This window comes from Bacillus sp. 5RYD7K (assembly GCF_059831465.1).
In genome coordinates, this window is the sequence record NZ_CP191200.1 from 3,164,472 (window position 1) to 3,178,670 (window position 14,199).

The 14,199-nt window shown below is 45.8% G+C and carries 15 protein-coding genes; all 15 read right to left on the reverse strand.

The window, feature by feature from the left end; translation table 11 throughout:
- Positions 1-39 precede the first annotated feature (39 nt).
- The 15 genes from ACQE26_RS15480 to cheA all read right to left on the reverse strand — a co-directional run bounded on the left by ACQE26_RS15480 (position 40) and on the right by cheA (position 14,194).
- A complete protein-coding gene (locus ACQE26_RS15480) occupies positions 40-1,734 on the reverse strand; it encodes a proline--tRNA ligase (protein WP_366969387.1) in 1,695 nt (564 codons plus the stop codon).
- Positions 1,735-1,765: 31 nt separating this feature from the next.
- A complete protein-coding gene (gene rseP, locus ACQE26_RS15485) occupies positions 1,766-3,034 on the reverse strand; it encodes an RIP metalloprotease RseP (protein WP_500470011.1) in 1,269 nt (422 codons plus the stop codon).
- A gap of 6 nt (positions 3,035-3,040) precedes the next feature.
- Positions 3,041-4,192, reverse strand: coding sequence for a 1-deoxy-D-xylulose-5-phosphate reductoisomerase (gene dxr, locus ACQE26_RS15490; protein WP_438421938.1), 1,152 nt, complete (start codon positions 4,190-4,192; stop codon positions 3,041-3,043).
- A gap of 54 nt (positions 4,193-4,246) precedes the next feature.
- The gene (locus ACQE26_RS15495; protein ID WP_016936095.1) at positions 4,247-5,044 is read right to left on the reverse strand and encodes a phosphatidate cytidylyltransferase; all 798 of its coding nucleotides are present in this window, start codon (positions 5,042-5,044) and stop codon (positions 4,247-4,249) included.
- A 3-nt stretch (positions 5,045-5,047) separates the two neighbouring features.
- A complete protein-coding gene (gene uppS / locus ACQE26_RS15500; RefSeq protein WP_060962778.1) occupies positions 5,048-5,830 on the reverse strand; it encodes an undecaprenyl pyrophosphate synthase in 783 nt (260 codons plus the stop codon).
- Between the two features lie 125 nt (positions 5,831-5,955).
- Positions 5,956-6,513 carry a ribosome recycling factor gene (frr, locus tag ACQE26_RS15505; RefSeq protein WP_016936097.1) on the reverse strand — a complete coding sequence of 186 codons (558 nt, stop codon included), beginning with the start codon at positions 6,511-6,513 and terminating at the stop codon, positions 5,956-5,958.
- Positions 6,514-6,515: 2 nt separating this feature from the next.
- The gene (gene pyrH, locus ACQE26_RS15510; RefSeq protein WP_003154213.1) at positions 6,516-7,238 is read right to left on the reverse strand and encodes a UMP kinase; all 723 of its coding nucleotides are present in this window, start codon (positions 7,236-7,238) and stop codon (positions 6,516-6,518) included.
- 145 nt (positions 7,239-7,383) lie between these two features.
- Positions 7,384-8,265, reverse strand: a complete 882-nt coding sequence (gene tsf / locus ACQE26_RS15515; protein WP_003154214.1) for a translation elongation factor Ts — start codon at positions 8,263-8,265, stop codon at positions 7,384-7,386.
- A gap of 99 nt (positions 8,266-8,364) precedes the next feature.
- On the reverse strand, positions 8,365-9,099 hold the full coding sequence (rpsB, locus tag ACQE26_RS15520; protein ID WP_500470012.1) for a 30S ribosomal protein S2: 735 nt from the start codon (positions 9,097-9,099) through the stop codon (positions 8,365-8,367).
- A gap of 143 nt (positions 9,100-9,242) precedes the next feature.
- Positions 9,243-9,719 (reverse strand): Swarming motility protein SwrB, encoded by a 477-nt coding sequence (locus ACQE26_RS15525; protein WP_500470013.1) that lies wholly within the window; start codon positions 9,717-9,719, stop codon positions 9,243-9,245.
- Positions 9,720-9,746: 27 nt separating this feature from the next.
- Entirely contained in the window at positions 9,747-10,511 is a 765-nt protein-coding gene (gene sigD / locus ACQE26_RS15530; RefSeq protein WP_003154217.1) for an RNA polymerase sigma-28 factor SigD, read from the reverse strand.
- Positions 10,512-10,537: 26 nt separating this feature from the next.
- A complete protein-coding gene (gene cheD, locus ACQE26_RS15535; protein WP_500470014.1) occupies positions 10,538-11,038 on the reverse strand; it encodes a chemoreceptor glutamine deamidase CheD in 501 nt (166 codons plus the stop codon).
- Positions 11,035-11,664 carry a CheY-P phosphatase CheC gene (gene cheC, locus ACQE26_RS15540; RefSeq protein ID WP_014417781.1) on the reverse strand — a complete coding sequence of 210 codons (630 nt, stop codon included), beginning with the start codon at positions 11,662-11,664 and terminating at the stop codon, positions 11,035-11,037. Before cheC ends, cheD begins: the two co-directional genes overlap by 4 nt.
- Before the next feature lie 15 nt (positions 11,665-11,679).
- Entirely contained in the window at positions 11,680-12,153 is a 474-nt protein-coding gene (cheW, locus tag ACQE26_RS15545) for a chemotaxis protein CheW (RefSeq protein WP_016936103.1), read from the reverse strand.
- Between the two features lie 22 nt (positions 12,154-12,175).
- Positions 12,176-14,194: a chemotaxis protein CheA gene (cheA, locus tag ACQE26_RS15550; RefSeq protein WP_500470015.1), complete on the reverse strand. Its 2,019-nt coding sequence runs from the start codon at positions 14,192-14,194 to the stop codon at positions 12,176-12,178.
- Positions 14,195-14,199 lie beyond the last annotated feature (5 nt).

Genomic DNA, 14,199 nt, shown 5'->3' on the forward strand with positions numbered 1-14,199 from the left:
CTCTATTTTAACATGATTTTGTACGATTCGTTATGGTGATTACTTCGTCTTGATAAATTCAGAAAGCTCATCCACTGAAACTTCGGCAGATTCACCGGTTTTGCGGATTTTCACTTCTACGATGCCTTCATCTGCACGTTTACCGACAGTGATGCGGATCGGAAGGCCAATCAGGTCAGAGTCAGCAAATTTCACGCCTGCGCGTTCAGCGCGGTCATCGTATAACACTTCATAACCTTCGGCTTGGAGTTTACCGTATAGCTGCTCGGCAAGCTCTTTTTGCGCTTCGTTTTTCATATTCAGCGCCAAAATATGAAGATCATACGGAGCAACGCTTTTCGGCCAGATCAGGCCTTTTTCGTCGTGGTGCTGTTCGGCGATTGCTGAAAGCGTTCTTGATACGCCGATTCCGTAACATCCCATCAGCATCGGCTGCGCACGCCCATTTTCATCAAGGTATGTCGCATTCATCGCTTCAGAGTAACGCGTACCGAGCTTAAAGACTTGTCCGACCTCAATTCCTTCAGCGAAACGGATCGTGCCTTTTCCGTCAGGTGACGGATCGCCTTCCTGAATGATTCGAAGATCGGCATATGCTTTTACGGACGCATCGCGTTCGATGTTTACGTTTCGGTAATGGCGGTCTTTTTCATTCGCGCCGCTTACGGCGTTTACCATGACTTTCACAGCCTGGTCGGCATAAATCTCAATGTCGCCGGCAGCGCCGATCGGCCCCGCAAATCCCGGCTCCGTGCCAAGCTTCTCCGCTACCTCTTCATGAGACGCAAGCTCAACCGCTTCCGCGTTCAGAAGGTTTTTCACTTTTACGTCATTGACCTCATGATCGCCCCTTACTAACACTAGAACAAATCGGTCATCTGCTTTAAACAGCATGGATTTGATGCAGGCGCTCGGTTCAATCTGAAGGAAAGAAGCCAGCTCTTCAATGCTTTTAACATTCGGTGTATCAATTTTCTCCAGCGCCTCGGGTTTCTCATTGGAAGGCTCGCTTTTCATGACAACTTCGGCCATTTCCGTGTTGGCTGCGTAAGAGGATTCATCGGAATAAGCGATGGTGTCTTCCCCTATTTCGGAAAGAGCCATAAATTCATGCGTGTCTTTTCCGCCCATTGCGCCTGAGTCAGCGATAACGGGACGGACGTTTAATTCGCACCGTGCGAAAATGCTGCTGTATGCACCGTACATGTTTTGGTATGTTTCCTCCAGACTTTCTTCAGAGGCATGGAAAGAATACGCATCTTTCATGATAAATTCGCGTCCCCGCAATAACCCGAAACGCGGGCGTTTTTCATCTCTGAATTTAGACTGGATCTGGTAAAGAGTGAGCGGCAGACGCTTATAAGATTTCACCTCATCGCGCACGAGAGAAGTAATGACTTCTTCATGCGTCGCGCCTAAAGCAAATTCGCGGCCGTGACGGTCTTTCAGACGCATCAATTCAGGTCCGTACGTATACCATCTGCCTGATTCCTGCCATGTTTCAGCCTGCTGAAGGGCCGGCATCAGCATTTCCACCGCGTTGATTTTTTCCATTTCTTCACGCACGATCTTCTGAATGTTTTGAATGACCCTGTAAGCAAGGGGCATGTAGCTGTAAACCCCGCTCGTATTTTGTCTGATAAATCCCGCTCTCAGCAGAAGCTTATGGCTTTTTGCTTCAGCATCAGCCGGCACTTCTCTCAGGGTCGGAATAAGCGTCAAACTTTGTCTCATGTCTTCGCACCTCTGATTTTTTACTAGTCGATTATAAGAATAAACGCTGGATATCGTTCCATGTGACAACCAGCATAAGAAGCATTAAGAAAGCTACGCCGATAAATACGACAAATGCTTCCTTGTCACGGTTAATCGGCTTACCGCGGATTGCTTCAATGAATAAAAACAGCAGTCTTCCGCCGTCAAGCGCCGGGATCGGCAGCAGGTTGACGATTCCAAGGTTGATGCTTAAAAACGCCGCAAATTGGAATAGATTGATGATGCCGGTTTTTGCAACCTGATCCGTCATATCATAAATCCCCACAGGACCCGAAAGCATATCAAGCTTAAACTGGCCTGTCACGATTTTGCTTAAATTGGTCAGGATCGCCTTTGTGACATCAACAGTAGATGTCGCGCCGTAAGCGATCGCTGCGAACGCGCCTTTTTCAGTCGGCGCATAAGAGCCGAAGCGGCCGATTGTTTTTTTGTTTTCATCTTTTACGGCTTCAGGGGTAACCGAGATATGAAACGATTTGCCGTCCCGTTTGACGGCGACATCGATTTTTTTCCCGGGATTGTCTTTTACCGCTGTCACGATGTCAGTCCATGACCGCATTTTTTCACCGTTAATGCTCTGGATATAGTCGCCTTCTTGTAAACCGGCAGCCGCAGCACGTCCATTGTCTGTCAGCTTCCCGAGCTCAGGCTGATTCGAAGGCACGCCCTGAATGAATCCAAGCATAACAAGAATGACATACGCTAAGATGAAATTCATAATCGGACCGGCAGCAATCGCCTTAATCCGCTGCCATACGGGTTTTGACCCGAATTGACGGTTGTAAGGCGCAATCTGCACTTCTTCTCCGTCTACGATGAAAAAAGAGGTCTGGCTGACAGTAAAGGCTGCCAGCTCATCTTCTCTCCCCTGCTCGTACCCGGTAATCTTCATTTCGTGCTCAAGATCAGCCGTCTCTACCTCGATAATTAAAGCGTCGGGGTATTTTTCCTTTTGATTAATGATGACTTTTTCCACTTCGTCGTCTTTATTAAAAAGAAGACCGACGGTATAACCCGGTTTGACTTCAATCATCTCCGGATCTTCACCGGCCATGCGGACGAACCCGCCGACCGGAAGAAGCCTGATCGTATACACGGTTTCATTCTTTTTAAATGAGAAGATTTTGGGCCCAAAGCCGATCGCAAACTCACGGCAAAGGATTCCCGCTCTTTGGGCGAGCAGTAAATGCCCCAGCTCATGGAAGAAAACGAGCGTTCCGAAAATAATAATAAACGCGATAACTGTATTCACGAACATACCACCTTATGTGAGTATTGAATTAACGTATCCCCGGGTGTCTTTGTCCACTTCTTGGATATCCGCAAGACTCGGATCCTGAATTACGCTGTGGCGGTTCAATGCTTTTTCAATCAGATCCTCAATCGTTAAGAACGAAATCCGTCCGTCAAGAAAAGCGGCAACTGCTTCTTCATTGGCCGCATTTAAAACCGTCGGCATCGTTCCCCCTATTTTACCTGATTCAAAAGCAAATTGTAAGCAGCGGAACCTTTCAAAGTCAGCTTTCGCAAAATGGAGGCTTCCGATCTCCCATAATTCAAGCCTTTTTGTTTCAGGCAGAGGCAGCCGGTCCGGATATGTCAGCGCGTATTGAATCGGCACCCTCATGTCCGGATTTCCGAGCTGGGCGATGACGCTTCTGTCGTGAAATTCAACCATCGAATGAATGATGCTCTCCTTATGTAAAACAACGTCAATCTGTTCATACGGAATGTCAAACAGCCAATGCGCTTCAATGACTTCAAGCCCTTTATTCATCATTGTAGCTGAGTCAATCGTAATCTTTGCGCCCATCGACCAGTTCGGGTGATTAAGGGCGTCGGCAATCGTTACAGACTCAAGCTCCTGCCGCGTTTTATCTCTGAAACTGCCGCCGGATGCTGTAATGATCAGACGCTCGATATTTTTGCTCTGTTCGCCTTGCAGCGCCTGAAAAATAGCGGAATGTTCGCTGTCGACCGGAAGAAGAGGAACGCCGTATTGTTTTGCGTGTCCTTTCACTATATGCCCGGCAGTGACGAGAGTTTCCTTATTTGCAAGCGCAATTGTTTTTTTCTGTTCAATTGCTTTCAAAGTCGGAATTAAACCGACGCTTCCGAGCAGCGCATTGACCACGATATCCACTTCATCCATGACTGCCGCTTCAATCAGGCCTTCTTCTCCGATGCCGATTTGACATTCATGAGAAAAAGACGCTTCTTTCACTTTTTGATATGTATCCATGTCGCCGACTGCTACATATTTCGGCTGAAACGTTCTGATCAACGGTATCGCTTTCTCGGCATTTTTACCGAAAGTCATCGAGACGAGACGGAATTGATCTTGATGCATGCGCAATACGTCTAACGTCTGCTCTCCTATTGATCCTGTTGCTCCTAAAAGACAAATATTCTTCAAAATGCCACTCCCATTCTATGCGTCCAGATCGGTCTTGTTTTATATTAGCCTTTCTCATGAAAAAAGCGCAAGCAGAAAGTATAAGAACGGCATGACAAACAAAAAGCTGTCAAATCGATCTAAAATGCCGCCGTGCCCGGGAAGGATTTTTCCCGAATCCTTCACATCATAGTGCCGCTTAAGCGCTGATTCAACCAAATCCCCGATCTGTCCGAAAACAGACAGAACAAGTGTGATGACCAAAAGAATCGGGTATGAAATCGGAAGGTGCGCAAACAGCTGGAAAACAGCCGTAAAAATAAGAGCGATCGCAATACCGCCAAGAAACCCTTCCACCGTTTTGTTGGGACTGATTTCAGGCCACAGCTTCCGCTTCCCGAGCGACTTTCCGACGAAGTATGCGCCCGAGTCTGTTGACCATATGACAACGCAGGCATAAAAGATATACAAAAGCCCGTTTGTTTCAATGTTTCTGATTTCAATAAAATAATGAAAACACAGTCCGATATATACCGTCGCGAGGACGATGAACCCGACTTCGTCAAACGTAAAGGTGTTTTTCACAAGCACCGTATAGCTGAGCAGTATCAGTACGGCGAAAATCGTCACTTCCATTTTCGCGTCAAAAAAATGATACTCATCCGGCATCATATACAGCCATAACAGCAAGAGGCTGATCAGCCCCGGAAAAGAAAAAAATCTGAGCTTTTTCATCCGCAAAAGCTCAAAAAGCGCTATACTTCCCATCACGTAAACAAATACGGTGAACGGCAATCCTCCGAAAATAACCAAAAATAAAAATAGTGCCGCTGCCAGAACACCCGTTAACAATCTTTGTTTCATTTCCACCATCCTCTAAATTCCGCCAAACCTCCGGCCCCGCTGCTGAAATTCTCCCACTGCCTGCAGAAAGTGATCTTCTTTAAAATCGGGCCACAGGACATCTGTAAAAACAAATTCACTGTAAGCCACCTGCCAAAGCATAAAATTGCTCAGTCTGATTTCTCCGCTCGTTCTGATAAGGAGCTCCGGGTCCTGAAGTGATTCTGTCATTAAATGCCCGGAAAAGAGCGTTTCATCAATGTCTTCGATATTCAGCGTGCCGCTTTTCACCTGTTCGGCCAATGCTTTTGCCGCATTGACGATTTCCGTGCGCCCGCCGTAGTTCAAAGCGAAATTGAGAATCAGCCCGTCATTTTGTTCTGTATCTTTTACGGCCTTCTCAATCGCCCTGTACGTATGAGAAGGGAGCGCAGATTCGTCTCCGATAATTTTCACCTGTACATTTTCCTCTATCAATTCAGGAAGGTACGTATTCAGAAACTCTTCCGGAAGCTTCATTAAAAAGTCGACTTCCATCTTCGGGCGCTTCCAGTTCTCCGTGGAAAACGCATAAAGCGTCAGAACTTTGACGCCGAGCTGATTTGCGAGCTTTGTCACCCTTTTTACCACTTTCATTCCTTCATGATGTCCGGCAATCCGCGGAAGTGAGCGTTTCTTAGCCCAGCGCCCGTTTCCGTCCATGATAATGGCGATGTGTGCGGGAATTTCACCCTTCAGTATGTCTTCTTTTGTATACCGTTCTAAGTTGGAAGCCGCATTCTGCTGATTCTTCCAATTTTTGAGTATGTTGAGCATGAGATTCCTCCGTCACCCAAAAAGGTTGCATTGCTGATGATCAATGTAATCAACAGTATTAACAAAAAAACCCCCTGTAAACATGAGAGGGTCTTTTCACATTATCTATTGTACATAGTTTTTCATTAAACTTCCATGATTTCTTTTTCTTTGTCCTTTGTGACGCTGTCAATTTTTGACACATATTCATCTGTCAGCTTTTGAACGTCTTCACTGGAAGCACGAAGCTCGTCTTCTGTAATGTCTCCGTTTTTCTCAAGCTTCTTGAGTTCATCATTGCTGTCACGGCGGACATTACGGACTGCTACTTTCGCTTCTTCCGCGTATTTTTTCACGACTTTGACAAGTTCTTTACGTCTTTCTTCCGTCAGAGCCGGGATCGCGATGCGGATAATTGTGCCGTCACTTGTCGGAGTTACGCCAAGATCAGCTTTCAGGATCGCTTTTTCAATATCGCCGATTGCTGTTTTGTCATACGGTGTGACAACAAGCATACGCGCTTCAGGCACATTGATGGAAGACAGCTGGTTTAAAGGTGTTTGGGCACCATAGTATTCTACTGTCACTTTATCCAATAGAGACGGATTGGCACGTCCCGCGCGGACTGACGCCAACTCCCGTGAATAAGCGGCAACCGCTTTTTCCATGCGTTCTTTTGTTTGTGTTAATACTTCGTTTGACAACGTTATTTCCCCCTTACGATCGTTCCGATTGATTCGCCGATTACGGCACGCTTAATATTTCCTTCTTCCATAATAGAAAAGACGATCAGCGGAATATCATTATCCATACATAGTGAAGAAGCCGTAGAATCCATGACTTCCAGCCCGTCTTTTAACACATCGAGATAAGATAATTTTTCGTATTTAACGGCTGACTCATCTTTTCTCGGATCAGCATTATACACACCATCGACATTATTTTTCGCCATTAAGATCACATCCGCTTCGATTTCAGCGGCACGCAGCGCTGCGGTTGTGTCCGTAGAGAAATAAGGGTTTCCTGTTCCCGCCGCAAAAATCACAACGCGTTTTTTCTCCAGGTGGCGGATGGCTTTTCTTCTGATGTAAGGTTCAGCGACCTGACGCATTTCAATTGATGTCTGCACTCTGGACTGGATTCCGAGAGTTTCAAGACTGTCCTGCAGGGCAAGTGAGTTCATGACAGTGGCAAGCATACCCATATAATCGGCAGTCGCACGGTCCATTCCTAAGTCACTGCCTGTTTTTCCGCGCCATAAGTTGCCGCCGCCTACGACTACGGCCACTTCGACGTCAAGCTCAGCGATTTCTTTTACCTGTTTAGCGATGGATTGGATGACAGTCGGATTAATCCCGTTTCCCTGTTCTCCTGCCAACGCTTCTCCGCTAAGCTTTAAAACGATACGATTGTATTTTGGTTTTTCCATAATAACCTCCAAGTGTAAACATTGCCGTTTCCTATTATGCAAGAGAAAAAAAAGTTTGTAAATATAGTTTTAAAAATAGGGAACACAAGTAGTGTCCCCTATACTGCCTGAAAAGCCGCGAAAGATTCGCCGAGGCTTTCCGCCATTATTTTTTCACTTGGTTCATAACTTCTTCAGCAAAGTTTTCTTGGCGTTTTTCAATACCTTCTCCAACTTCGTAGCGGACGTAAGTTTTAACAGATGCGTTTTTCGCAGCGACAACTTGTTTCACTTTTTCGTCTGGGTTTTTAACGAAAGCTTGGTCTAATAAGCAAATTTCTTCGAAGAATTTGTTCAGACGGCCTTCAACCATTTTAGCTACGATGTTTTCCGGTTTGCCTTCTTGAAGAGCTTGCTGAGTCAGGATCTGACGCTCGTGGTTAGCTTCTTCTTCAGACACTTGGTCGCGTGAAATGTAACGAGGGTTTACCGCTGCAACATGCATTGCGATGTCTTTTGCAAGATCTTCGTCAGTTGTTCCGCTAAGAACAGATAATACGCCGATGCGGCCACCCATGTGAAGGTAAGCACCGAACGCTTCGCTGTCTTCTTTTGTAAGAACAGCAAAACGGCGAAGAGTGATTTTCTCTCCGATTTTAGCAACGTTGCTTGTGATGTATTCTTCAACAGTAGAACCGTTTTCCATCTTTTGTCCCATTGCTTCTTCAAGGTCAGCAGGAGCGTTCGCAAGAAGATGGTCAGCAAGCGTGTTCAGAAGCTCTTTGAAGCCTTCGTTTTTCGCAACGAAGTCAGTTTCAGAGTTTACTTCTAAGATAACGCCTTTGTTGCCGTCAGTTTTAATAAGAGTAGAACCTTCAGCAGCGATACGGTCAGCTTTTTTAGCTGCTTTCGCAATTCCTTTTTCTCTCAGAAGGTCGATTGCTTTGTCCATATCTCCGTCAGTTTCAGTCAACGCTTTTTTACAGTCCATCATACCAGCGCCTGTTTTTTGACGCAGTTCTTTTACCTGCTGTGCAGTAATAGCCATTTAAATTCCTCCTTATATGTGTAAACAAGATATGTATAGATACATTTTTCTTGAAAAAAGGTGATAAAAGGCAGTCCCTCTTATCACCTTTTGATTAGGTTACGCAGTTGTCGTTTCAGGTGCAGTCTCTTCAGCAGCTTCCGCTTCTTCTTCGCCTTGCTTCGCTTCTAAGATTGCATCTGCCATTTTAGAAGTAAGAAGTTTGACAGCGCGGATTGCGTCATCGTTTGCAGGGATTACGACATCAATTTCATCAGGATCACAGTTTGTATCTACGATTCCGATGATAGGAATGTTCAATTTGTGAGCTTCCGCAACAGCGATGCGCTCTTTGCGAGGATCGATGATGAATAATGCATCAGGAAGATCCTTCATGTCTTTAATTCCGCCGAGGAATTTTTCAAGACGCTCTAATTCTTTTTTCAATTGAACAACTTCTTTTTTCGGAAGTACTTCAAACGTACCGTTTTCTTGCATTTTTTCGATGTCTTTCAGACGCTTAATGCGTTTTTGGATTGTTTCGAAGTTTGTCAGTGTACCGCCCAACCAGCGTTGGTTGACATAGTACATGCCAGAGCGTACAGCTTCTTCTTTAACAGAATCCTGAGCTTGTTTTTTTGTGCCGACGAAAAGGATTTTTCCGCCTTCAGCAGCAAGGTTTTTCGTGAAGTTGTAAGCTTCCTCTACTTTTTTCACTGTTTTTTGAAGGTCAATGATGTAGATTCCGTTACGCTCCGTGAAAATGTAACGCTTCATTTTTGGGTTCCAGCGGCGTGTTTGGTGGCCGAAGTGAACACCAGCTTCAAGCAATTGTTTCATAGAAATAACTGACATGTGATTTCCTCCTAATAAAATGGTTTTTTTCCTCCGCTTAGGTCATTTTTGTGCAGAACTGCCGCCTGCAGCACCCTCTGCATAAATCGTTAAGCGTGTGTATTTAACACCAAGACATAATATAACACAGCTTTATGCGACAATCAAGAATCCTTTACAGCTTTGCCGCGAAATTTTAAAAACAGCTCGATTTCTGTCTTTCCGCTCTTCATCCGTTTGGCAATTTCCGCGGGAGTGAGCCCCTGTTCATATAATTCTGAAACGCGCTCTTCAAACGAATACGCGCCGCTGTTTTCCTCACTTTCGGCCTGTTCCGTGGCACTGATGAGCTTTTCCATGTGATCCGGAATATCAGGCTCTTTTTGCGGTTTGACAGGCCGGGATTCCGCGTCTTCTGCGTCCGGCGCTTGATCAGCTCGGTTTTTGGCGTCTTCGAGTCTTTCATTTTCTTCTTTTAACTCAAGCAGAAACGCAGCAAGGGTGTTTTCCGTCTCTTCAAGAATCTTCTTCTGCTGGCGCTCCGTCTCCTTGAGGGCTGAAAACCTCGTATACAGAATAATGACGGCATAAAGCAGTATGCCGTGAAGCATAAAGCTTAAAAGCCATAATAGTGTTGACATGTTTTTCACTCGCTAACCATGAGTTCATTATTGAATTACTTTTTCAAGCAGATGCTTTAATTTAAACAGCGCCTTTGAATGAATCTGCGAAATCCGGGAGGTCGAAAGGTTCAGGACTTGTCCGATTTCGGTCAGTGTCAGTTCTTCTTTATAAAATAAGCTGACGACAAGCTGTTCTTTTTCAGAGAGCTCGTGAATTTTGCCTGCAAGCTGGGCGATCAGCTCGTCCTTCATGATTTTTTCTTCCGGCGGCACATTTTTGTCATCTCTGATCATCACTTGAATATTCTCACCGTCATCCTGGTCGTGAAGCTTTTCATCAATTGATAAGAGATTGGCAAAAAACCCTTCATTCATCGTTGATACTACGTCTTGCTCCGTCATCCCCAGTTCTTCTGCGATCTCTGAAGGCGTCACATTCCGAAGGTAGCGCTGTTCAAGTTTTTCGATCGCCGCTTCGACTTTTTTTGTCTTCTCCCGTGAAGTTCTGGGCAGCCAATCTTCTTTGCGCAGCCCGTCGATGATTGCACCGCGAATTCTAAACGAGGCATAGGTATCAAATTTTAAATCCCGGCCGGGGTCAAATTTTTCTAGGGCATCATATAAACCAAGCATACCAAGGCTCATTAGATCGTCTTTATGCACCGACTTCGGCAGTCCGACGGAAATTCTGCCGACATGATATGTGACCAGCGGCATGTAACGGCGCATTAAATCATCACCGGCTTTAGGATCTTTCCACTCTTTCCAGCGCGACCAAAGCACCTGATCTTCATAATTCAAGGATTGCATTGTTATCCCCCTACCTCATACCTTAATTAAATCGTTGTTTCACCTTGTTTAACAGTTCGGATGTGCAGCATGCAGGACTTTGGCTCAAATTCAATCGTCCGGCCGCTTGAGCCGCCGGTATCTTCACTGATGACCGGAATGTTATACAATGAAAGCTGTTCTTTAATGGCCGCTACGTTCCTTGGGCCGATTTTCATCAGATCGTTTGTCATTTTAAACTTAAACATCTCCGCTCCCCCTGCGAGCTTTGCCTTCAGGGCAAACTTGCGGCATCCGGCTTTCAAAAGCATGTCAATCGTCGTCTTTACGGCGGTGTCCGCATATTTTGCGCGGTTCAGTTCCGCTGTTTTCGATAAACCGGAGTCCGGCAGCATCACGTGAACGAGTCCCGCCGTTTGTTTGTCTTTATCGTATAAAACCAGTCCCACGCATGAACCGAGTCCCGAAGTCCGGATTTTATCCGGATAACGCGCGATTTGAACATCCGCAATCCCCACTTTAACGACTGCAGATTCCGCACGACTCATAAAGCCGCACCCAATGAGACGAAGAGCTTTTCAAAAGAATCATAGTCCGGGAGCATAAACATATGGGCTTTGAGCTCCTGCCGGCTGCCTTGGTCAAAAATAGAAGTATCCACGACAATGGCATGTTCCCCGACTTGGCTGAGCTCCATGAGTCCTTCACTGATAACCGCACCGAACATATCCAGTGAGATTTCCGGCACACTCGGATAAATCTCAAGCTTCGTCAAATCAGCCAATGCCGTTAAATAGGAACCTGCTAAAATATTGCCGAACTCATGTAAAGCAGAAGAACTCAAATGATCTTCACCCAACTGGTCAATATCAAAATCCGGATTTCCGATCAGTTCTCTGATAAACTGTTCCGCTTGATCAAAAGGCATGATGAGAAAGATAGAACCGGTCATGTCGCCTTCCATTCTTAAAAAGATACTGGCGACCGGCGTTTCGGCACCTCCGAAAAAATCAGCGAGCTCATCAAATGTCAATAAGGTCGCAAACGGCACTTCCATATCTATCTTTCTGTTCAGCAGCTGAGCCATGGCAGAGGCTGAGTGACCCGCTCCGATATTTCCGACTTCCCGCAAAATATCCATCTGCTCTTCTTTGATCGCTTCAAACTTACTCATGTTGTCTTATCCCCTTTAAGCATTCGGCTCTCCGGATGCAGATGCAGAAGCACCTTTATCCAGCACCGCATGCGCATCAATAATATTGAGGAGCCTGTTATCTTGCTTGACGATCTGTTTAATCCACACATCCGCTTCCTTTGTCTGGCTTTCAGGCGCGGATTCAATTTCATTTTCATGCACGGTGATGACATCATTAGCCTCATCCACAACCCACCCGACATCGGCGTCGCGGTAAGAAATAATGATAATCCGCGTCTCTTCTGTGATGTCCTGTTCAGGCTGGTTCAGACGTTTTCTTAAATCAAGAACCGGCGTAATCACCCCGCGCAGATTGATAACACCGCGGATATAAGGTTCCACACCCGGGACTCTCGTCGGTTTTTGCCACTTTTCAATTGATTTCACCTGGGAAACTGAGATAGCGTATTCTTTCCCGTTTATCATAAACACAATCATTTTTTCACCTGTTTTGATTTCAGCAGTCATAAGGGCACCTCCTCGTGTCGTTTTAGTAGATCAGCGCATTGCAATCAATAATCAGCGCCACTTCTCCGTTTCCGAGAATCGTAGCGCCGGAAATCGCAAAGACGTTCGTTAAATAGTCTCCGAGTGATTTCAGTACGACTTCCTGCTGGCCGATAAAAGAGTCCACGACAAAAGCGGTAGATTTATCGCCCTTTTTCACGACGATCACATGGAACTGATCCGCATCCTGTTTTGAATCCGTAATGCCGAATTCTTTTTTCAGGTAGACAATCGGAACAATCTGTCCTCTGAAATCAATCACTTCTCTGTCATGCGTCTGCAGGATATCTTTCTTTTCAATCACAGCCGTCTCTATAATAGAAGAAATCGGTATCGCAAACGTCTCTTCTTCAAGTTTAATGAGAAGGACGGATATAATTGAAAGTGTCAGCGGAAGCTGAATACTGAAAAGAGAGCCTTGGCCTTCCGCGGATTTGACACTGACCGAGCCGCCGAGTGATTCAAGTTTGTTTTTCACAACGTCCAGGCCGACACCCCGGCCTGAAATATCAGAAATTTGATCGGCAGTCGAGAAGCCCGGAGCAAAAATAAGCTCGTAAATCTCATTATCTTCAAGCGTTTCGGCATCACGTTCAGTGATGACATTCCGTTCGAGCGCTTTTTCGAGAATTTTCTTTCTGTTCAGGCCGGCCCCGTCATCTTCAACCTCAATAAAGACGTGGTTGCCGCTGTGATATGCTTTAAGCACGACATGGCCTGATTCCGGTTTTCCTTTATTCACCCGCACTTCAGGCGCTTCGATGCCATGATCGATGCTGTTTCTGATTAAATGGACAAGCGGATCGCCGATTTCATCAATCACCGTGCGGTCAAGCTCTGTTTCAGCGCCGATGATGGACAATTCAATTTTCTTATTTAATTCCTTTTGAAGCTGGCGGATCATTCTCGGGAAACGGTTAAAGACGGTTTCTACCGGAACCATCCGCATATTCAGAATAATAGATTGAAGGTCTCCTGAGATTCTGGTCAGGCGTTCGACGGTTTCAGTCAATTCATTGTGATCTAGCTCTTTGGCGATCTGCTCAAGACGTCCGCGGTCAATGACAAGCTCTTCAAAAAGGTTCATTGAAGAATCCAGTCTTTCAATGTTGACACGAATCGTTTTCGATCCGCTGTGATGCTTCGGCTGTTCTTCCGTTTTCGCTTGCGGGTTCGGCTGCTTGTCAGTCTTTTTAACCGGAACGTCCTTCACCGGTTCAGCTGCTTGCGGTTTTTCGGCCGTTTTTAACGGCGCGCCGACAGAAATTTCGACGTTCTCCACTTCTGAAATGCCGCTGATGAGGTCTTTAATTTCCTCAGCAGGCTGCTTTGTCAAGAAGCACACCTGAAAATCCGTTCCGAAATCTTCCGTCTCAAGCACTTCCGCGGCGGGTATCGTTTTTGCGACTTCCCCCGCTTCATTCAGCTTTTCAAATATCATGTACACGCGCACGGCTTTGAGCATGCAGTTTTCATTCAGGGAAACCGTTATTTCATAGCGGCTGAATCCTTGCTCTTCTGCCTCTTCGATGACAGTCCGTTCGAACTCATCATAATTCCATTCAGCTGAAGCCTGTTTCGTTGAAGCCGGCGGTTCTGCTGTTTCAGCTGAAGCGGCAGTCTCATGCACCGCGTTTACATCGAGTTTTGCGCTCACTTCAGAAATATCACGTTTGCCGTCTCCTCCGTCAATAATGGACTGCACCATCTCTTCAAGATGATCCAGCGCTTCAAACAGCACATCCAGCCAATCTGATGTGACCGGCATCTCTCCGTTGCGGATAGCGTCCAGCACATTTTCCATCAAGTGAGTTAAATGCGCCAGATCAGTATATCCCATCGTTGCGCTCATGCCTTTCAGCGTATGGGCAGCTCTGAAGATGTCATGCACAATCTGAAGGTCTGACGGATCTTTTTCCAACAGCAGCAGCTTTTCGTTACATGTCTGTAAGTGCTCTTTACTTTCATCAATAAAGACATCTAAATATTGATTCATATCCAATTGAT

Bases quoted from the DNA above. Each gene is read 5' to 3' on its own strand.
- sigD (WP_003154217.1), bottom strand. From the start codon at position 10,511: ATGCAATCCTTGAATTATGAAGATCAGGTGCTTTGGTCGCGCTGGAAA.
- cheD (WP_500470014.1), bottom strand. From the start codon at position 11,038: ATGAGTCGTGCGGAATCTGCAGTCGTTAAAGTGGGGATTGCGGATGTT.
- ACQE26_RS15525 (WP_500470013.1), bottom strand. From the start codon at position 9,719: ATGTCAACACTATTATGGCTTTTAAGCTTTATGCTTCACGGCATACTG.
- tsf (WP_003154214.1), bottom strand. From the start codon at position 8,265: ATGGCTATTACTGCACAGCAGGTAAAAGAACTGCGTCAAAAAACAGGC.
- cheC (WP_014417781.1), bottom strand. From the start codon at position 11,664: ATGAGTAAGTTTGAAGCGATCAAAGAAGAGCAGATGGATATTTTGCGG.
- pyrH (WP_003154213.1), bottom strand. From the start codon at position 7,238: ATGGAAAAACCAAAATACAATCGTATCGTTTTAAAGCTTAGCGGAGAA.
- uppS (WP_060962778.1), bottom strand. From the start codon at position 5,830: ATGCTCAACATACTCAAAAATTGGAAGAATCAGCAGAATGCGGCTTCC.
- rseP (WP_500470011.1), bottom strand. From the start codon at position 3,034: ATGTTCGTGAATACAGTTATCGCGTTTATTATTATTTTCGGAACGCTC.
- ACQE26_RS15495 (WP_016936095.1), bottom strand. From the start codon at position 5,044: ATGGTGGAAATGAAACAAAGATTGTTAACGGGTGTTCTGGCAGCGGCA.
- cheW (WP_016936103.1), bottom strand. From the start codon at position 12,153: ATGACTGCTGAAATCAAAACAGGTGAAAAAATGATTGTGTTTATGATA.
- rpsB (WP_500470012.1), bottom strand. From the start codon at position 9,099: ATGTCAGTTATTTCTATGAAACAATTGCTTGAAGCTGGTGTTCACTTC.
- ACQE26_RS15480 (WP_366969387.1), bottom strand. From the start codon at position 1,734: ATGAGACAAAGTTTGACGCTTATTCCGACCCTGAGAGAAGTGCCGGCT.